This window comes from Paraburkholderia sp. SOS3 (genome assembly GCF_001922345.1).
In the GTDB taxonomy this organism is placed as follows: Bacteria; Pseudomonadota; Gammaproteobacteria; order Burkholderiales; family Burkholderiaceae; genus Paraburkholderia.
Map to the genome: position 1 here is coordinate 840,083 of NZ_CP018811.1, position 18,100 is coordinate 858,182.

Genomic DNA, 18,100 nt, shown 5'->3' on the forward strand with positions numbered 1-18,100 from the left:
GGCAAGCGCGTCGGTCTTGCCTACGCCAGTTCGCGCAACTTGTGCTTCAGTATCTTGCCAGTCGACGCCGCGGGCAGCGCATGGAGCAGCTTGACTTCGGCAGGCCGCTTGTACGGCGCAAGCCGGGTTCCGCACCATTCGATCAGTTGCTCCGGCCCCACGCGTGCGCCGGCCGCCAGTTCGACGAACGCAACCACTTCTTCATTGCCATCGGCCGCCGGACGGCCGATCACCGCCGATTGCACGACATCCGGATGCGCGTTCAACACCTGCTCGACTTCCGCCGGATAGACGTTGAAGCCCGAGCGGATGATCAACTCCTTGCTGCGCCCGACGATATGCAGCGCGCCGTCGGCGTCCTGCCGCGCGAGGTCGCCGGTCTTGAGCCAGCCATCGTCGGTGATGGCAGCGCGCGTCAGGGCGGCGTCGCGATAGTAGCCGAGCATCACATTCGGGCCGCGCACCCCTAGCTCGCCGACTTCGCCGCTCGCGACATCGATCCCATCGGACGACATCAAGCGCACGGCGATGCCCGGAATCGGCGGGCCGACCGAGCAATCGGCGCGCGGTGCATCGAGCATCGTTTGCGCGACGGTCGGACTGGTCTCGGTCAACCCGTAACCGTTGTGCAGCGCGACGCCGTACACATTTTCGACGCGCGCTTTCAGCGCCGCATCGAGCGGCGAGCCGCCCGAGTACGCAAAGCGCAAGTGCGGCGCGCGCCACGGCAGCCGTTGCGTCTGCAGATACTCGAGCAGCTTCGCATGCATCGCGGGCACGCCCTGGAAGATCGAGATGCGTTGTTCCGCGAGCGCGTGATGCACGGCCTGCGGTGCGAAGCGTGGCGCGAGCCGCAAGGTGGCGCCTGCGTACAGGCTTCCGAGGCACACGGAAGCGAGCCCATACACATGCGAGATCGGCAGTACCGTGTACACCACGTCGCCTGGACCGACGCGGCGCTGCGTGCTCGACATCGCCGCGATAAAAAGCAGATTTCGATGCGACAGCATCACGCCTTTCGGCGCGCCCGTCGTGCCGGTGGTGTAAATCAGCGCTGCGCATTGACGATCTGCCGCGGATTCCAAAGGCTCGGCCGACGCAGTGGCATCGAGTGTGAACGACCACGCGCCGATATCGGTTTCAAGCACCGACGCGCGTTGCGCACCAGAGCGCTGCGCGTGCCGCCCGGCATCGGGCGACAGGTCCGTCGCGAACGCGGTCAGGCGCGGCCTCGCATGTGCGACGATCGCGTCGAGTTCCGCCGGCGCGAGCCGCGCGTTGCATGGCAGCGCCCAGGCGTCGAGTTGCGCTGCCGCGAACAGCAGCACGATTTGCGCAGTGCAGTTTTCCGCGACGATCATCACGCGATCGCCGCCGCGCACGCCGAGTTCGCGCAAGCGTGCGGCCGCTTCGCTCGTCGCGGCGGCCAGTTCCGCATAGGTGAGACGCCGCGCATCTTCGATCAGTGCGAGGTGCTCGGGGTCGCGTGCGGCACCGCGTGCCGGAATGTCGGCGATGCGCGCAGGCAGCGATGCGACGAGCGCCGTGGCATCGATAGCGACCTTCGCGGGTGCCCGATGTGGGGCAGTCGCTTCTGATGCAGACGCGGACGGCGGGTGCGGCGAATGACTCAATGCGGATCTCCTTGCGGCGAGGCGGATAGGGCAGGGACAGCTGGGAAACACCAGCGGTCCTTCGTCAATCCACCGACGAATCGCGGAAAATCGTGCCATAGGCGCCAAGACCGCACAATCCTGGCCGTTCGGCAGATGGCGCGTCACGGCAGACCGACATTACAATCCCCCGGATGAGCAAATCCAGACACGTGTCCGAGACGCCCGCAACGCAGTTCCTGCGACGCCACGGCGTTGAATTCGGCGAGCATCCCTATGATTACGTCGAGCATGGCGGCACCGGGGAATCGGCGCGTCAGCTTGGCGTCGACGAGCATCACGTCGTGAAGACGCTCGTGATGGAAGACGAGCACGCGAAGCCACTGATCGTGCTGATGCACGGAGACCGCACGGTATCGACGAAAAACCTCGCGCGGCAGATCGGCGCGAAGCGCGTCGAGCCATGCAAGCCCGACGTCGCAAACCGGCACTCGGGGTATCTGATCGGCGGTACCTCGCCGTTCGGCACGCGCAAGACGATGCCGGTCTACGTCGAGTCCTCCATTCTGGAACTGGAGCGGATATGGATCAACGGAGGACGGCGTGGGTTTCTCGTCAGTATCGAGCCGTCGGTGGTAACGCGATTGCTTCGCGCGCAGCCGGTGCAGTGCGCGAGCGTCGATTGAGCAGCGCGGACCACGCATGCGCGTTCCGCTCGCGCAGACCGCCGCTGCGAGCTTCGGTAGAATGTGCGCCGTCCCGAATGCGGGGCATCGCGCTTTGTCATTCCTAAATGAGTTTCGACATGGAAAACCTGATTGTCGCCGTCGTGGCCTATCTGATCGGCTCGGTGTCGTTCGCCGTGATCGTGAGTGCGGCGATGGGGCTCGCCGACCCGCGCTCATACGGCTCCGGCAACCCTGGCGCGACGAATGTGCTGCGCACCGGCAACAAGAAGGCCGCGGTGCTGACACTGATCGGCGATGCGTTCAAGGGCTGGGTAGCGGTATGGCTCGTCGGACATTTCAGTGCGCGCTTCGGTCTCGACGAGTCGGCCATCGCGCTTGCCGCCATCGCCGTGTTCCTCGGCCATCTCTACCCGGTGTTCTTCCGCTTCAAAGGGGGCAAGGGCGTGGCAACCGCGGCGGGCGTGCTGCTCGCGATCAACCCGATACTCGGCGTCGCGACGCTTCTGACCTGGCTCATCGTCGCGTTCTTCACGCGGTACTCGTCGCTCGCGGCCATTTGTGCGGCCGTGTTCGCGCCGCTTTTCGACGGCTTTCTGTTCGGTGCGAACGTAATTGCGCTTGCCGTCGTGGCGATGAGCGCGCTGCTGGTCTGGCGTCATCGCGGGAACATCGCGAAGCTCGTGGCGGGCAAGGAAAGCCGCATTGGCGACAGGAAGAAAGAGGCCGCGGCCGGCGCGGCTGGCGGCACGGGGCCACACAAGTCTTAGTCGCACGCCGTGGCGGCGAAGCCCTGGCCGTGAAGCCGTGACATGGAGGCCGCGGCAGGCTCACCGTGCTGCGCGCGCGCTCAGTCCCGGAAGTTATTGAAGTCGAGCGGCGTATCCGTCACGTCCTTGCGCAGCATCGCGATCACGCTTTGCAGATCGTCGCGTTTGGCGCCGGTCACGCGCACAGCGTCGCCTTGAATGCTTGCCTGGACCTTGATCTTGCTGTCTTTTACGAGCTTGACGATTTTCTTCGCCAGGTCGCCCGACACGCCTTTCTTGATCGTGATGACCTGCTTGACCTTGTCGCCGCCGATCTTCTCGATCTTGCCGTAGTCGAGGAAGCGCACGTCGACGCTGCGCTTGGCCATTTTGCCGAGCAGCACGTCCTTCACCTGGCCGAGTTTGAACTCGTCGTCGGCATACGCAGTCAGCTCGCGTTCCTTCTGCTCGACGCGTGCATCGGATCCCTTGAAGTCGAAGCGCGTCGAAATTTCCTTGTTCGACTGCTCGATCGCATTCTTCACCTCAACCATGTTGGCTTCGCAGACGACGTCGAACGATGGCATCTTTTTCTCCCATAGTGCCGCGGTGCCCCCATGCCGCCCACCGGGCGCGCGCGATGCACTCGCTATAATCACGAACCGATGTCATTTTACCGACGCCGTCTGGTTTGCCCAAGTTTGCCCCAGGTTCGCACGTCGCCGTTATGGCTTTCCGTATCGATTTTCGTGGCGGCCAGCCTCGGCGCCGGGTTCATGCCGAAGCGCTCCTGAACGACCTCAACCGTTCCGAAACGCACCTGAAACCCGCCGATATCCGTTAGTCCGACACCTTGCCGATTCCTGCCCCGATGTCTGAAACCGCCTCCGTCCCCGGCTCCGTCCTGTTTCTTGCCGACTATCCGCTGCGCGCGCACAACACCTTCGGCTTCGACGTGCGCGCAAAGCTGGCGTGCCGGATCGAACGCGAAGAACAGTTGCTCGCGGCCGTGCGCGACCCGCGCGCCGCGCGGCTGCCGCGGCTCGTGCTCGGCGGCGGCAGCAATGTCGTGCTGACGCGCGATTTCGCCGGGCTCGTGCTGCTGATCGCGCTGCGTGGCCGGCGCGTCGTGGGTGAAGATGCCGATGCCTGGCTGGTCGAGGCGGCGGCCGGCGAGAACTGGCACGAGTTCGTCGCATGGACACTCGCGCACGGTTTGCCCGGGCTCGAGAATCTTGCGCTGATTCCCGGCACGGTCGGCGCGGCGCCGATCCAGAACATCGGTGCATACGGGCTCGAAATGGCCGAGCGTTTTGCCACGCTGCGCGCGGTCGATCTCGCGTCCGGCGAGACCGTCGAGATGGACGCAAGCGCGTGCCGGTTCGGCTATCGCGATAGCGTCTTCAAGCGGGAAGGGCGCGATCGCTTCGTGATCACCTCGGTGAGGTTCCGCTTGCCGAAGGTGTGGTCCCCGCGCGCCGGCTATGCCGATGTTGCGCGAGAGCTGGCCGCTCGACAGCATGGCAGTGGCAACGTTTATGGAAGCGCGGCCGCTGCCGTTACCACGCCGGGCGCGCAGGCGATTTTCGATGCGGTGGTCCGGGTGCGCCGCGCGAAACTGCCGGACCCGCTCACACTCGGCAATGCCGGCAGCTTCTTCAAGAACCCCGTCGTGGATGCGGCGCAATTCGATGCGCTGCTCGAGCGGGAGCCGGCGTTGGTGTCGTATCCGCAGCCTGATGGGCGCGTAAAGCTGGCGGCGGGTTGGCTCATCGACCGTTGCGGATGGAAGGGGCGCGCGCTTGGCGCGGCGGCCGTTCACGACCGTCAGGCGCTGGTGCTCGTCAACCGCGGCGGCGCGACAGGCGCTGACGTGCTTGCGCTTGCGACGGCGATTCAGCGTGACGTCGCCGGGCGCTTCGGTATCGATCTCGAGCCTGAGCCGATTTTTATCTGACGGTGGCGGGGCGCGCGCGAGAGATCCGCTTGAACCCGCTGCTTCGAGCCCGCACGAATCGCGCGTGAAGCGAAAAATAAAGCGCGAAATAACGCGAGCAATAAGCGAGAAATAAGCGAGAAATAAGCGAGAAATAAGCGAGAAATAAAAAGCGCCGATGCAGGTCCATGCATCGGCGCTTCCTAGATGCTTAAACCCGGGTTTAACGAAACGCCGAGCCTTAAGCGCAAGACCTACGCGTCGCGCTTGCGCCGCGCATTTTCTGCGATCCGCATCCGCAGCGCATTGAGCTTGATAAAGCCGCCGGCGTCTGCCTGGTTATACGCGCCGCCGTCGTCGTCGAAGGTGGCGATGGTCTTGTCGAACAGCGTGTCCTTCGAATCGCGCGCGACGACCGACACACTGCCCTTGTACAGCTTGACGCGCACCCAGCCGTTGACCTTTTCCTGCGTATGGTCGATCAGCACCTGAATCGCGCGGCGCTCCGGGCTCCACCAGTAACCGTTGTAAATCAGCGAGGCGTAGCGCGCCATCAGGTCGTCTTTCAGATGCGCGACTTCGCGGTCGAGCGTGATGGATTCGATGCCGCGGTGCGCCTTCAGCATGATCGTGCCGCCCGGCGTTTCATAGCAGCCGCGCGACTTCATGCCGACATAGCGGTTTTCGACCAGGTCGAGACGGCCGATGCCGTGCTTGCCGCCGAGGCGGTTCAGTTCGGTCAGCATGTCGGCCGGCGACAGGCGTTTGCCGTTCAGCGCGACCGGGTCGCCGTGCTCGTACTCGATATCGACGAACTCGGGCTGGTCCGGCGCCGCTTCCGGCGCCACCGTCCAGCGCCACATGTCCGCTTCGGCTTCGGCTTTCGGGTCTTCGAGGTGGCGGCCCTCGAACGAAATATGCAGCAGGTTCGCGTCCATCGAGTACGGCGCGCCGCCTTGCTTATGCTTCATCTCGATCGGAATACCCGACTTTTCCGCGTAGGCAAGCAGCTTCTCGCGCGACAGCAGATCCCATTCGCGCCACGGCGCGATGACCTTGATGCCGGGTTCGAGCGCGTAGTAGCCGAGCTCGAACCGGACCTGGTCGTTGCCCTTGCCGGTCGCGCCGTGCGATACCGCCTGTGCGCCCGTCGCGCGCGCGATTTCGATCTGGCGCTTCGCGATCAGCGGACGCGCGATCGACGTGCCGAGCAGATACTCGCCTTCGTAAATCGTATTGGCGCGAAACATCGGGAACACGAAGTCGCGCACGAATTCTTCGCGCAAGTCGTCGATAAAGATGTTTTCCTGCTTGATGCCGAGTTGCAGCGCTTTCTTGCGCGCCGGCTCCAGCTCTTCGCCCTGACCGATGTCGGCCGTAAACGTGACGACTTCGGCGTCGTAGTTGTCCTGCAACCACTTCAGGATGACGGAGGTGTCGAGGCCGCCCGAATAGGCGAGCACGACTTTCTTGATATCGCTCATGATGGACTCGTAGCTGGAAGACTAGTGCGCGCCGGCGGCCCCGGAGCGCGGAAAATCGCTATTTTGACACTAAACCGGCCCATGTCCCGCGTTTTGGACGGCGCTGACGGGTGCGAGGGACGCTGCCGCTGCGGCGGCGTGCCTCTGCAATTGGCGCCGAAGCTCAGTGATTGAGCTTGCCGAGCAGCAAAAACTCCATCAGCGCCTTCTGCACATGCAGACGGTTTTCCGCTTCGTCCCAGACGACGCTTTGCGGGCCGTCGATGACTTCCGCGCTGACTTCCTCGCCGCGATGCGCGGGCAGGCAATGCATGAAGAGCGCGTCCTTATTGGCGCGCGCCATCATGTCGGCATCGACGCACCAGTCCGCGAACGCTTTCTTGCGCGCTTCGTTTTCGGCTTCGAAACCCATGCTGGTCCAGACGTCGGTGGTGACGAGATCGGCGCCGGCGCAGGCTTCGTGCGGATCGTCGAACTCCTGATAGAACGGGGCGCTTTCGGACGCAACGAGTGCGCGGTCGAGTTTGTAGCCTGGCGGCGTGGACAGGCGCAGCTTGAAACCGAGAATCTGCGCGGCCTCGATCCACGTGTACAGCATGTTGTTCGCGTCGCCGACCCACGCGACCGTCCGGTCGCGAATCGGCCCGCGGTGCTCGTAGTACGTGAAGATATCGGCCAGCACCTGGCACGGGTGATATTCGTTCGTGAGCCCGTTGATTACCGGCACGCGCGAGTTTTCGGCAAAGCGCTCGATGATGTCCTGGCCGAACGTGCGGATCATGATGATGTCGACCATCCGCGAGATCACTTGCGCGGCGTCTTCGATCGGTTCGCCGCGGCCCAGCTGCGTATCGCGCGTGCTCATGAACACCGCATGGCCGCCAAGCTGGAAGATGCCTGCTTCGAACGACAGGCGCGTGCGCGTCGAGTTTTTCTCGAAGATCATCGCGAGCGTGCGGTCGTGCAGCGGGTGATAGGTTTCGTAGTTCTTGAACTTGCGTTTCAGAATGCGCGCGCGTTCGAGCACGTATTCATAGTCGTCGAGCGAGAAGTCCTTGAACTGCAAATAGTGGCGAATAGTTTTGGCGGTCATGAAACAAATACGGCGGGTTCACCCGGCTTCGAAAGCCGGACGGCGCCGCCGTCGTTTGTGATAAGTCAATGCAGCATAAAGGATTTTCCGAGGTTTGACGAGTCAGCCGACCCGGTGATCGGCCATCTGGCCGATCACCGGGACTGTAAGAAAATTGTTGCCGAATCGTTCGCGAAAGTCTTGTGTGCAGTGCGGAAAAAGGCTCGCTGCGCTATAATCGACGGGTTTTTCAAAGCCCAGCAGGCAGGCTCCATGCTTGCGGAACACGGCTTACAGATAAGACGCGGCGTGTGAGTGCACGGAGGAGTGCGCGCGGGGACAGGCCTGACAGGTGCCGACAGGTGACCTCGAAGGTGGTACCGCAGTTGGCCTCGACACGCCAAAGCGTTGCGATGAACATTTCAAGCGTATCGTACGCATCAGATACGCGTATGGATCTCGCGTGGTCGTGTTTCAGGTAGCTTTTCCGTTGGCGCTCCGCTGGGCAGTCACTCAGGGTTTCCTACATGGCCGACACACCCCCAACCGAGTTCTTCATTCAAGGCATCACCAGCACGGGAAAGAAGTTTCGGCCGAGCGACTGGTCGGAGCGTCTCGCTGGCGTGATGTCGGGTTTCGGTCCGGGGGCGCGGGGGCCGAATGCGCGCCTGCAATATTCGCTGTACGTGCGGCCAACCATCCTGGGCGACCTCAAGTGCGTGATCCTCGACTCCCGGTTGCGCGATATCGAGCCGATGGCGTTTGACTTCGTGATGAACTTCGCGAAAGACAACGATCTCGTCGTCACCGAAGCGTGCGAATTGCCGCCGCATCACGGGACACAGCAAGGCAGGACGTTCTAAGGATCAGATCCGATCGAACCCGGAACCCGCATAGCGGGTTTTTTATGCCCGAGCCGCATGCGCCAGTTTTCTTCCGGCGTATGCCCGTGTCCGACTGACACGGAACCCCCACCCGAACCCGAACCCATACCGCGGCGACCAACAAAAAAGCCCGCCGAGGCGGGCTTCAATGTAGCAGCGGAAACAGGAAACAACCCGCACGACGCGGGTTGGCAGGACTTGCGAATTTACTGTGCTGCGGGGGCTTGCAGGCCCTTGACGGCTGCAGCCAGGCGGCTCTTGTGACGAGCGGCCTTGTTCTTGTGAACGATCTTCTTGTCGGCAATGATGTCGATGGTTTTCGACGATGCCTTGAAAATTTCAGCAGCCTTCGCTGCGTCGCCTGCGTCGATTGCCTTGCGCACGGCCTTGATCGCCGTACGGAACTTCGAGCGCAGCGCCGAGTTATGCGAGTTGGCCTTGGCGGCCTGACGGGCGCGCTTGCGTGCTTGTTTGGTGTTAGCCATGACGTGGTTCCTTATCCTGTTCCTGTTTCCAGTGCCGGCCCATTCGACTGACCGATGGCCGTCGGAAGACCCGGCGCTGCTTCTGGATGCAACCCGCGGAAGCGATTGCCCGCGAGCGTCGATCTGATTCGAGGTACGACAACGACGCGAAGATTGGCCTATGCCCCGCCTTTCATGCCGGATAGGCGAAAGAGGGAAGGCAAGCTTCGAAACGGGCGATTATAGCAACAGAACCGCGCACCTGACAAGGCACGCAAATTCCTGCCGAAATCACGCCCCGCGCGAGCGTTTATAGCGAACGTCCTGCTCGCGGATAGGTCCGAATCGCGTTTCGACACGCTCTTCCCTCTGGACGGACCCGTATAATAAGCGCCCCATGAATCTATTCCGAGCCCTGTTGACGGTCAGCGGCTTCACGCTGCTGTCCCGCGTGACCGGACTGGCCCGCGAGACGCTGATCGCCCGCGCGTTCGGCGCCAGTCAATACACCGACGCGTTCTACGTCGCCTTCCGCATTCCGAACCTGTTGCGCCGCATCTCCGCCGAGGGGGCATTCTCCCAGGCCTTCGTGCCGATTCTGGCCGAGTTCAAGAACCAGCAGGGCCACGACGCGACGAAGGCGCTCGTCGACGCCACCTCGACCGTGCTGGCGTGGGTGCTCGTGGTCCTGTCGCTGCTCGGCGTTGCTGCGGCGTCGTGGGTCGTGCTCGTCGTCGCGTCGGGCTTGCGCACCGACGGCAATGCATTCCCGCTCGCGGTCACGATGACGCGGATCATGTTCCCGTACATCGTCTTTATCTCGCTGACCTCGCTTGCATCGAGCGTGCTCAATACCTACAAGCACTTCTCGATGCCGGCGTTCGCGCCGGTGCTGCTCAACGTTGCGTTCATCTCCGCAGCGGTGTTCGTCGCGCCGCATCTGCGCACGCCTGTCTATGCGCTCGCGTGGGCTGTGATCGCGGGCGGTATCCTGCAATTCGTCGTGCAGTTGCCGGTGTTGAAGAAGATCGACATGCTGCCGCGCTTCGGGCTCAATCCGGTTCGCGCGCTCGCGCATCGCGGCGTGAAGCGCGTGCTCGCGAAGATGGTGCCGTCGATGTTCGCCGTCTCGGTGGCGCAGATCAGCCTCATCATCAACACGAATATCGCGTCGCATATCGGGCCGGGCGCGGTGTCGTGGATCAACTACGCTGACCGGCTCATGGAATTCCCGACCGCGTTGCTCGGCGTCGCGCTCGGCACGATCCTGCTGCCGAGCCTTTCGAAAGCGCACGTCGATGCCGACACGCACGAGTATTCGGCGCTGCTCGACTGGGGCTTGCGCGTGACGTTTCTGCTCGCCGCACCGAGCGCGATCGCGCTGTTTTTTTTCGCCGAGCCGCTGACCGCGACGCTCTTTCACTATGGCAAGTTCGACGGCAACGCGGTCGTGATGGTCGGGCGCGCGCTCGCCGCGTACGGCGTCGGCCTCGTGGGACTGATTCTGATCAAGATTCTCGCGCCGGGCTTTTATGCAAAGCAGGACATCAAGACACCGGTCAAGATCGGCATCGGCGTGCTGGTTTTCACGCAGGCATGCAACTATGTCTTCGTGCCGATTTTCTCGCATGCGGGGCTCACGCTGTCGGTCGGGCTCGGCGCTTGCATGAACGCGTTGTTTCTGTTCATCGGCTTGCGGCGTCGGGGCATCTATATGCCATCGGCCGGCTGGACGCGCTTTTTCGTGCAACTGCTCGGCGCGTGTCTCGTGCTGGCCGGCGTGATGCGATGGCTTTCCGCGAGCTTCGACTGGATCGGCATGCACGACATGCCGCTCATGCGAATCGTGCTGCTCGGCGCATGCCTCGTTCTGTTCGCCGCGCTATATTTCGGTATGCTGTGGCTGATGGGCTTCAAATACGCGTATTTCAGAAGGCGAGTGAAGTGATCACGATGACGCGGGTTCTCGATTATTTCGGCACGCTTGTCGCCGAGGACGAAAGCCTTCCGCTGACGGAAGCCGCGCTTTCGCTCGCGCAGGACGCCTACCCCGATCTCGATCTGCAGGGTACGCTCGCGGAGATCGACGAACTGGTGCTGCGTCTGCAGCGGCGCATGCCCGACGATGCCGACGTAAAGCAGAAAGTCGGCATCCTGAACCGGTTCTTCTTTCGCGAGCTCGGCTTTGCGGCCAACGTCAACGACTATTACGATCCCGACAACAGTCATCTCAACGTTGTGCTCAAGCGGCGGCGCGGAATTCCGATTTCGCTTGCGGTGCTATATCTCGAGATTGCAAGCCAGGTCGATATTCCGGTGCGCGGCGTATCGTTTCCGGGGCACTTCCTGTTGCGTGTGACGACGCCCGAGGGCGATGTGATGCTCGATCCGACCAGCGGACACTCGTTGTCCGAATCGGAAATGGTCGAGATGCTCGAGCCGTATGTCGCGAAGGCCGGCGACTCGGTCGGCCGCGCGCTGCGCATGTTGCTGCAGCCGGCGACACGCCGCGAGATCATCGCGCGCATGCTGCGCAATCTGAAGTCCACCTATTTGCAGACCGAGCGTTGGCAACGTCTGCTCGCGGTGCAGCAGCGACTCGTGATTCTGCTGCCGGACAGCATCGAGGAAGTGCGCGACCGCGGCTTCGCCTATGCGCGGCTCGACTATCTGCGGCCCGCGCTCGAAGATCTCGAGCGTTATCTCGGCGACCGGCCCGATGCCGACGATGCAACGGTCGTCGAATCGCAGCTCGAGGAAATTCGCCAGCGCACGCAGCATAACGATCGGGACTGACGGCGTCCGTCCCGTCGCACGCAAAACGCGACGCAAGAAGGTGCGAAGAATAGAAAGAAAAGCCTGCAGGCGAACACATTTCGTGTGCAGGCTTTTTCAATTTTCATTTACGCATCGGCGACAGGCAATGGGTGGCGACCGTTGCTTCAGTTACTTCGGCTGCATGCGAATCGCGCCATCGAGACGAATCACTTCGCCGTTCAGCATCGGGTTGTCGAAAATCTGCTTGGCGAGCAGCGCGTATTCGACCGGTTTGCCGAGACGCGGCGGGAACGGCACCATCGCGCCAAGCGAATCCTGCACTTCCTGCGGCATGCCGAGCAGCATTGGCGTTTCGAAGATGCCTGGCGCAATCGTCATCACGCGGATGCCGTTGCGCGACAGATCGCGCGCGATCGGCAAGGTCATGCCGGCGACGCCCGCTTTCGATGCAGCGTAGGCGGCCTGGCCGATTTGCCCGTCGAAAGCGGCGACCGACGCCGTATTGACGATCACGCCGCGCTCGCCGCCCGCATTCGGTTCGAGTTTCGCCATCGCGGCGGCGGCGAGGCGGATCATGTTGAAGGTGCCGATCAGGTTGATCGCGATGGTCTTCGAAAATGCGTCGAGCGAATGCGGGCCGTCCTTACCGACGGTTTTCATGGCCGGCGCGACGCCTGCACAGTTGACGAGTCCGCGCAGCGCACCCAGCTTCGCCGCCGCGTCGACTGCTTGCACCGCGTCGTCTTCGCGTGTGACGTCGCATTTGACGAACACGCCGCCGAGTTCCTTCGCGAGTTGCGTACCGGCTGCTTCATTCAGATCGGCGAGCACGACCTTGCCGCCGTTTTCGGCGAAGAGGCGCGCGGTGGCCGCGCCGAGCCCCGATGCGCCGCCTGTGATCAGAAATGCGTTGTCGCGGATATCCATACATTCTCCTTGGCCGGTTTGCCGCGTCCGACTTGCGGCTGCGTGTCGAGCAACGATTGTAGCGGGTGCCGTTGGCACATAAAAGGCGGTATGGCATGTCGCCGCGTTCGGCAATTTGCCGTACCAATCGTCCGACAATGATTCGGATCTCTGATCAAAAGCCGGTGGCGGTTCGCGATATGTCGCGGCAACAAAAAACCGCCCACTTTAGGGGCGGTTTCCGCAAATCGCTGCAAGCGGCGGGTGATGCGCCTGTACGCCTACTTCAATGCATCGAACACGCGCGTGCGGATCTCGTCGACCGTGCCGAGCCCCGAAATACGCCGATACGCGGGCGCTTTGAGCGCGGTGGACGGATCGCCTTTCTGCGCCCAGGCCTGGTAGTAGTCGATGAGCGGCTTCGTCTGCGCGACATAGACATCCAGACGTTTGCGCACGGTTTCTTCCTTGTCGTCGTCGCGCTGGATCAGCGGCTCGCCGGTCACGTCGTCGACGTTCGCGACCTTCGGCGGATTGAACTTCACGTGATACGTGCGGCCCGACGGCGCGTGCACACGGCGGCCGCTCATACGGACGATGATCTCGTCGAACGGCACGTCGATCTCGACCACGTAGTCGATCGCGACGCCCGCCTGCTTCATCGCTTCGGCTTGCGGCAGCGTGCGTGGAAAGCCGTCGAACAGGTAGCCGTTCTTGCAGTCGGGCTCGAGCAGACGCTCCTTCACGAGGTTGATGATCAGTTCATCGGTGACGAGTTCGCCGGCGTCCATATAGCGCTTCGCTTCGATGCCGAGCGGCGTGCCCGCTTTCACCGCCGCGCGCAGCATGTCGCCCGTCGAAATCTGCGGAATGCCGAACTTGTCCTTGATGAAGTTTGCCTGGGTGCCCTTGCCCGCTCCAGGCGCGCCCAACAGGATCAAACGCATGTGATATCTCCAGATCTGTATGTGAATTCTGTTCGGCCCGCAGCGCATCCGCACTCGTCGCACTGCTTTTTTCCCGGTGCCTCTGCTGCGGCGTCCGCTGCTTCGACGGTTGCCTTGCCCGCGGTGTCGCCCTTAAGCCACCGCGCGGTACTCGGACGGACCAGAAGCCGCGCTGCACGTCGCGCGCAATGCGCGACGGCGCTGCAGCATGCGAAGGTGGACTGCACAACGAGCGGACAAGCGGCACAAGCGGCACAAGCGGCACAAGCGGCACAAGCGACACAAACGGGACATGCGACACACTGCGATTGCGAACGGCGATTGCAGACTGCAATAGCGAACGGCCTTGCCGGTGGTTCGCTAACCGTCCCGATTATGCCACGGGTTTTTACGCGGACGACCCGAAAAACGCCTGCACGCGCGCCAGATCGGCCGGTGTATCGACACCCGGCAGCGGCGTATCGGGTGTGACGAGCACCGCGATCCGTTCGCCATGCCACATCGCGCGCAACTGCTCGAGCGCTTCGGTTTGCTCGATCGGCGAAAGCGTCAGGGACGGAAACGCGCGCAAAAATTTCGCGCGGTAAGCGTAGAGGCCGATATGCCGGTAGACGGTCGCGGACGCAGGCGGCGCCGGCATTTCGGCGAGATTGGGCAACTGCGCGGGCGAGCGCGGTTGCCACGCGTCGCGTGCCCATGGGATCGGCGCGCGCGAGAAGTAAAGCGCAACGCCGCGGGCGTCGAGCACGACCTTCACGACGTTCGGATTGAATACTTCCATGGGATCGCAGATCGGATGCGCGGCGGTCGCGATCGCGCATCCTTCGCTCGCCGCGAGGTGCGACGCAACGCCGCGCACGAGCGCCGGATCGATCAGCGGTTCGTCGCCTTGCACGTTGACGACGATCGTGTCGTCGCTCCATCCGTGCTGCACCGCGACTTCGGCAAGCCGGTCGGTGCCCGACGGATGATCGGCGCGCGTCAGCACCGCATCGAAGCCGTGTTCGCGTGCGGCCGCGAACACTTGCGGCGCGTCGGTCGCGATCAGCACCTGCTGTGCGCCCGACTCGCGCGCGCGTTCGGCAACGCGCACGACCATCGGCTTGCCGCCGAGATCGGCGAGCGGCTTGTTCGGTAAGCGGGTGGAAGCGAGGCGGGCCGGAACGACGGCAATGAACGGCGGGGCGGCGACAGACGAGCCGCTCGCGGAACCGCTTGTTGAACTGCTCACTAAACCGCTCGTTGAGCTGTCCATTGAACTGCTCATTGAGCTGCTCACGCAACCGACCCCGGATTCAGGTCGACGGGCGTACCTTCGACGGTCTGCCGTGCTTCTTCGACAAGCATGACGGGAATGCCGTCGCGAATCGGATAAGCGAGCTTGTCGGCGTTGCAGATGAGCTCCTGCGCCGAACGATCGTAGCTGAGCGGGCCCTTACAGATCGGGCAGACGAGGATTTCAAGCAGACGGGCGTCCACGGAGTTTCTCCACAACGGATTCGATAAGGCGATGATCGAGCGCGGCTTCGACCGGCACGACCCAGATTCGCGCGTCACGCCAAGTCCCTAATTTTACCGCATCCTTTTCGGTGACCAGGATCGCGTCGGCCTCGACGTCGGCGAATGGATTCGTGGTGAATGCGTAGTGGTCGGGCAGCGCGCGCGTATCGGGCGTTATGCCGGCCGCGCGCAGCGTGGCGAAGAAGCGCTCCGGTGCGCCGATGCCGGCCGCGGCCAGCACCTTGACGCCAGTGAACTGCGCAAGCGGCCGCCGCAGGTGCGGATTGTCGAGATGCCACGCGTCGCCGGGCGTCAAGTGCAGCGCGTACGTGTTCGGCCACGGCGGCAGCGTGCGTTCGTAGGGGCTGTTGACGAGCGTCGCATCGCGGTGGCGCGACAGCGGTTCGCGCAGCGGACCCGCCGGCAGCAGAAAGCCGTTGCCGCCGAGCCGATGGTCGAACACGACGAGCTCGACGTCGCGCGCGAGACGATAGTGCTGCAAGCCATCGTCGCTGACGATCACGTCGACCTCGCGATGCGCGGCAGTCAGCGCACGCGCCGCCGCGACGCGGTCGGGACAGACGCACACCGGCGCGCCGGTGCGCCGCGCGATCAGCAGCGGCTCGTCGCCGGCTTGCGAAGCGGGCGAGGCGGGCGTGACGGCGGTCGGCGTGCGCACGCGCGCGCCGTAGCCGCGCGACACGACGCCTGGCGTGAAGCCGGCAGCGCGCAACGCTTCGACGAGCGCGATCACGGTCGGTGTTTTGCCGGTACCGCCCACGGTGACATTGCCGACCACCACGACTGGCACGCCTATCCTCACGCGCTCGAGCCAGCCCGCCGCGAATGCGCCGCGGCGTGCGGCCGCGATGGCGCCGAACCCACAGGCAAGCGGCGATAGCGCCCAGGCGAACGGACCGCGCCGCTGCCATTCGCGCGCGATATACGACTCGATGCGGGCGCGCAGCGCGCTCATGCGTGTACGGCTACCACTGGACGGCGCGAGCGCTCGCTACAGGCGAGCAGCGGGCGAGGCGCGCGTGACACGATGAACGCGGATGGCATCGGCAAGTTTCTCCAGGCGATTCTGATTGCAGCGGGCTGCCGCTGACGGTGAATACGACGACGCTACGACGCGGCGGCATATGCGAACCGCCAGTGGCCGGGACCCGGCACTCTATCGCGCGAAGCCGCGTCGCGGCAAGTCGCCGGCGACAGCATCGTCCGCGCCAGCGGCCGTTTTGCGCACCTCGGCGTAGCGCGGTCCGCCTGTGGATAACTTTGTGGAAAATCTGCCCCGCATTCAACCGCAAGCGCCGCCGCGCAAGCCCCGGGCCGGTATAGGAAATCATTTAAGAGATAAAAAATCCATAAAAATCAGTAGCTTATTTCGAATTCATTGACGTTTTCGGGGCGTTTTCGACCCCTCATACTTAGCATCCCGACATGTGGACACTTTTAACAACGTGACTAACCCGGTCCCTCGAAGGGTGGACGCGGCTGGCCACTCGGTCTATCGTCTGTTCGGCCTGGCGAAACTGCCCCGATTTGCGTCCGACGATCCGATCCCATCCAGACACCCGCATGAATTCAGATAGTCCTTTCGCTTCATCCATTCCGGGCAGCGGCGATGCCGTCGTGCCGGTGTCCGCGCTGAATCGCGCGATTGGCACGATGCTCGAGCGCTCGTTCCCGCTCGTGTGGGTAGCGGGCGAAGTGTCGAATTTCACGCGCGCCGCAAGCGGTCACTGGTACTTCTCGATCAAGGATGCGCAAGCGCAGATGCGCTGCGTGATGTTCCGCGGCCGCGCGCAGTACGCCGAGTTCACGCCGCGCGAAGGCGATCGCATCGAAGTGCGTGCGCTCGTGACGATGTACGAGCCGCGCGGCGAACTGCAGCTCAATGTCGAAGCAGTGCGGCGCACGGGTCAGGGGCGCCTGTACGAAGCGTTCCTGAAGCTGAAGGCGCAACTCGAAGCCGAGGGTCTGTTCGACGCCGGGCGCAAGCGCGCGCTGCCCGCGCATCCACGTTCGATCGGCATCGTCACGTCGCTGCAAGCGGCGGCGCTACGCGATGTGCTGACCACGCTTTCGCGCCGCGCGCCGCATGTTCCGGTGATCGTTTATCCCGCACCGGTGCAAGGCGTGGGTGTCGCAGCGAAGCTCGCCGCAATGGTCGAAACGGCGAATGCGCGGCGCGAGGTCGACGTGCTGATCGTGTGCCGCGGCGGCGGCTCGATCGAAGACCTGTGGGCGTTCAACGAAGAAGTGCTCGCGCGCGCGATCGCGGCGAGCCGCGTGCCGGTCGTGAGCGGCGTCGGTCACGAAACCGACTTCACGATCGCCGACTTCGCGGCCGACGTGCGTGCGCCGACGCCGACCGGCGCCGCCGAACTCGTGAGCCCGCAACGCGTGCTGTTGCTGCGCGAACTCGACCATCGGCATGCGGCGCTCGCGCGCGGTTTCGGCCGGATGATGGAGCGCCGCGCGCAGCAACTCGACTGGCTGGCGCGGCGTCTCGTGTCGCCGGCCGAGCGGCTCGCCCGGCAACGCACGCATTTGCATCAGTTGAGCGTGCGGCTGGCGTCGGCCGGCGCACGTCCGGTGCGCGATGCGCGGGCGCGCTTTGCATTGCTGCGCGTGCGCTGGCAACGCTGGTGTCCGGACGTCGCCGTGCATCGCAGCGCATTGGGCCGCCTCGACGAACGTTTGCGCAGCGCATTCGTGCGGCGTGATGAACGCGATGCCGCGCATATCGCGGCGCTCGCGGCGCGGCTCGAAGTGCTGAGTCCGCAACGCACGTTCGAACGCGGTTATGCCGCGTTGCTCGACGCGCAAAACGGCCGCGCACTGCGTGCGCCAGCTGCATTGAAACCGGGGCGCCGCCTGACCGTGCATCTCGCGGAGGGCTCGGCGGACATCGCGCTATCCGACGTGCAGCCGCGTCTGACGGAAGGCTTCTGAGCGCATCGGTTCGAAGTAGATTTGACCTCGTCGCAATGCGCGGGCAAGAAGCAATTGCACTCATTACCGCGATTCATATATCGCGTGAATTCGCGCAGTAATTGCGCAGACGGGCGA

17 protein-coding genes are annotated in these 18,100 nt (G+C 63.6%); 7 read left to right on the forward strand and 10 right to left on the reverse strand.

Going from position 1 to position 18,100, the window contains the following annotated elements; genetic code table 11:
- Positions 1 to 20 precede the first annotated feature (20 nt).
- The gene (locus BTO02_RS03825) at positions 21 to 1,556 is read right to left on the reverse strand and encodes a class I adenylate-forming enzyme family protein (protein WP_075158566.1); all 1,536 of its coding nucleotides are present in this window, start codon (positions 1,554 to 1,556) and stop codon (positions 21 to 23) included.
- A gap of 251 nt (positions 1,557 to 1,807) precedes the next feature.
- Here BTO02_RS03825 and ybaK point away from each other — a divergent pair, with 251 nt between their 5' ends.
- Positions 1,808 to 2,299 (forward strand): Cys-tRNA(Pro) deacylase, encoded by a 492-nt coding sequence (ybaK, locus tag BTO02_RS03830; protein WP_075155911.1) that lies wholly within the window; start codon positions 1,808 to 1,810, stop codon positions 2,297 to 2,299.
- A 119-nt stretch (positions 2,300 to 2,418) separates the two neighbouring features.
- Positions 2,419 to 3,069 (forward strand): glycerol-3-phosphate 1-O-acyltransferase PlsY, encoded by a 651-nt coding sequence (plsY, locus tag BTO02_RS03835; RefSeq protein WP_075158567.1) that lies wholly within the window; start codon positions 2,419 to 2,421, stop codon positions 3,067 to 3,069.
- Between the two features lie 80 nt (positions 3,070 to 3,149).
- On the opposite strand, the gene BTO02_RS03840 is transcribed toward plsY, so the two are convergent.
- Complete coding sequence (locus BTO02_RS03840; protein WP_075155912.1) at positions 3,150 to 3,635, reverse strand: YajQ family cyclic di-GMP-binding protein; 486 nt, start codon at positions 3,633 to 3,635, stop codon at positions 3,150 to 3,152.
- 284 nt (positions 3,636 to 3,919) lie between these two features.
- Between BTO02_RS03840 and murB the strand changes: the two genes are divergently transcribed.
- Positions 3,920 to 5,005, forward strand: a complete 1,086-nt coding sequence (gene murB, locus BTO02_RS03845) for a UDP-N-acetylmuramate dehydrogenase (RefSeq protein ID WP_075155913.1) — start codon at positions 3,920 to 3,922, stop codon at positions 5,003 to 5,005.
- A gap of 233 nt (positions 5,006 to 5,238) precedes the next feature.
- On the opposite strand, the gene BTO02_RS03850 is transcribed toward murB, so the two are convergent.
- Positions 5,239 to 6,468, reverse strand: a complete 1,230-nt coding sequence (locus tag BTO02_RS03850) for an argininosuccinate synthase (protein ID WP_075155914.1) — start codon at positions 6,466 to 6,468, stop codon at positions 5,239 to 5,241.
- 163 nt (positions 6,469 to 6,631) lie between these two features.
- Positions 6,632 to 7,561, reverse strand: a complete 930-nt coding sequence (argF, locus tag BTO02_RS03855; protein WP_075155915.1) for an ornithine carbamoyltransferase — start codon at positions 7,559 to 7,561, stop codon at positions 6,632 to 6,634.
- Between the two features lie 506 nt (positions 7,562 to 8,067).
- Between argF and BTO02_RS03865 the strand changes: the two genes are divergently transcribed.
- The gene (locus BTO02_RS03865) at positions 8,068 to 8,403 is read left to right on the forward strand and encodes a DUF3579 domain-containing protein (RefSeq protein ID WP_075155917.1); all 336 of its coding nucleotides are present in this window, start codon (positions 8,068 to 8,070) and stop codon (positions 8,401 to 8,403) included.
- 227 nt (positions 8,404 to 8,630) lie between these two features.
- Here BTO02_RS03865 and rpsT read toward each other — a convergent pair whose 3' ends face one another.
- On the reverse strand, positions 8,631 to 8,909 hold the full coding sequence (gene rpsT / locus BTO02_RS03870; protein ID WP_075155918.1) for a 30S ribosomal protein S20: 279 nt from the start codon (positions 8,907 to 8,909) through the stop codon (positions 8,631 to 8,633).
- 376 nt (positions 8,910 to 9,285) lie between these two features.
- Here rpsT and murJ point away from each other — a divergent pair, with 376 nt between their 5' ends.
- Together murJ and BTO02_RS03880 are read left to right on the forward strand one after the other, a co-directional pair.
- The gene (gene murJ / locus BTO02_RS03875) at positions 9,286 to 10,836 is read left to right on the forward strand and encodes a murein biosynthesis integral membrane protein MurJ (protein ID WP_075155919.1); all 1,551 of its coding nucleotides are present in this window, start codon (positions 9,286 to 9,288) and stop codon (positions 10,834 to 10,836) included.
- A 5-nt stretch (positions 10,837 to 10,841) separates the two neighbouring features.
- Positions 10,842 to 11,684 carry a SirB1 family protein gene (locus tag BTO02_RS03880; RefSeq protein ID WP_075158568.1) on the forward strand — a complete coding sequence of 281 codons (843 nt, stop codon included), beginning with the start codon at positions 10,842 to 10,844 and terminating at the stop codon, positions 11,682 to 11,684.
- A 150-nt stretch (positions 11,685 to 11,834) separates the two neighbouring features.
- Here the strand turns inward: BTO02_RS03880 and BTO02_RS03885 are convergent, their stop codons facing one another.
- The 5 genes from BTO02_RS03885 to lpxK form a co-directional block, all read right to left on the reverse strand.
- A complete protein-coding gene (locus BTO02_RS03885) occupies positions 11,835 to 12,593 on the reverse strand; it encodes a 3-hydroxyacyl-CoA dehydrogenase (RefSeq protein WP_075155920.1) in 759 nt (252 codons plus the stop codon).
- A gap of 260 nt (positions 12,594 to 12,853) precedes the next feature.
- A complete protein-coding gene (gene adk / locus BTO02_RS03890; RefSeq protein WP_075155921.1) occupies positions 12,854 to 13,519 on the reverse strand; it encodes an adenylate kinase in 666 nt (221 codons plus the stop codon).
- Positions 13,520 to 13,907: 388 nt separating this feature from the next.
- Positions 13,908 to 14,750 carry a 3-deoxy-manno-octulosonate cytidylyltransferase gene (kdsB, locus tag BTO02_RS03895; protein WP_075155922.1) on the reverse strand — a complete coding sequence of 281 codons (843 nt, stop codon included), beginning with the start codon at positions 14,748 to 14,750 and terminating at the stop codon, positions 13,908 to 13,910.
- Between the two features lie 44 nt (positions 14,751 to 14,794).
- Positions 14,795 to 14,998: a Trm112 family protein gene (locus BTO02_RS03900; protein ID WP_075155923.1), complete on the reverse strand. Its 204-nt coding sequence runs from the start codon at positions 14,996 to 14,998 to the stop codon at positions 14,795 to 14,797.
- Positions 14,979 to 15,995, reverse strand: a complete 1,017-nt coding sequence (lpxK, locus tag BTO02_RS03905; RefSeq protein WP_075155924.1) for a tetraacyldisaccharide 4'-kinase — start codon at positions 15,993 to 15,995, stop codon at positions 14,979 to 14,981. The genes BTO02_RS03900 and lpxK overlap by 20 nt, the downstream gene beginning before the upstream one ends.
- A 608-nt stretch (positions 15,996 to 16,603) precedes the next feature.
- Between lpxK and xseA the strand changes: the two genes are divergently transcribed.
- A complete protein-coding gene (xseA, locus tag BTO02_RS03910) occupies positions 16,604 to 17,983 on the forward strand; it encodes an exodeoxyribonuclease VII large subunit (RefSeq protein ID WP_075155925.1) in 1,380 nt (459 codons plus the stop codon).
- Positions 17,984 to 18,100: the final 117 nt, after the last annotated feature.

Coding starts and splice junctions, on each gene's coding strand:
- BTO02_RS03850 (WP_075155914.1), bottom strand. CDS start 6,468: ATGAGCGATATCAAGAAAGTCGTGCTCGCCTATTCGGGCGGCCTCGAC.
- plsY (WP_075158567.1), top strand. CDS start 2,419: ATGGAAAACCTGATTGTCGCCGTCGTGGCCTATCTGATCGGCTCGGTG.
- BTO02_RS03885 (WP_075155920.1), bottom strand. CDS start 12,593: ATGGATATCCGCGACAACGCATTTCTGATCACAGGCGGCGCATCGGGG.
- BTO02_RS03880 (WP_075158568.1), top strand. CDS start 10,842: ATGACGCGGGTTCTCGATTATTTCGGCACGCTTGTCGCCGAGGACGAA.
- BTO02_RS03840 (WP_075155912.1), bottom strand. CDS start 3,635: ATGCCATCGTTCGACGTCGTCTGCGAAGCCAACATGGTTGAGGTGAAG.
- BTO02_RS03865 (WP_075155917.1), top strand. CDS start 8,068: ATGGCCGACACACCCCCAACCGAGTTCTTCATTCAAGGCATCACCAGC.
- xseA (WP_075155925.1), top strand. CDS start 16,604: ATGAATTCAGATAGTCCTTTCGCTTCATCCATTCCGGGCAGCGGCGAT.
- ybaK (WP_075155911.1), top strand. CDS start 1,808: ATGAGCAAATCCAGACACGTGTCCGAGACGCCCGCAACGCAGTTCCTG.
- rpsT (WP_075155918.1), bottom strand. CDS start 8,909: ATGGCTAACACCAAACAAGCACGCAAGCGCGCCCGTCAGGCCGCCAAG.
- lpxK (WP_075155924.1), bottom strand. CDS start 15,995: ATGAGCGCGCTGCGCGCCCGCATCGAGTCGTATATCGCGCGCGAATGG.
- murJ (WP_075155919.1), top strand. CDS start 9,286: ATGAATCTATTCCGAGCCCTGTTGACGGTCAGCGGCTTCACGCTGCTG.
- murB (WP_075155913.1), top strand. CDS start 3,920: ATGTCTGAAACCGCCTCCGTCCCCGGCTCCGTCCTGTTTCTTGCCGAC.
- argF (WP_075155915.1), bottom strand. CDS start 7,561: ATGACCGCCAAAACTATTCGCCACTATTTGCAGTTCAAGGACTTCTCG.
- adk (WP_075155921.1), bottom strand. CDS start 13,519: ATGCGTTTGATCCTGTTGGGCGCGCCTGGAGCGGGCAAGGGCACCCAG.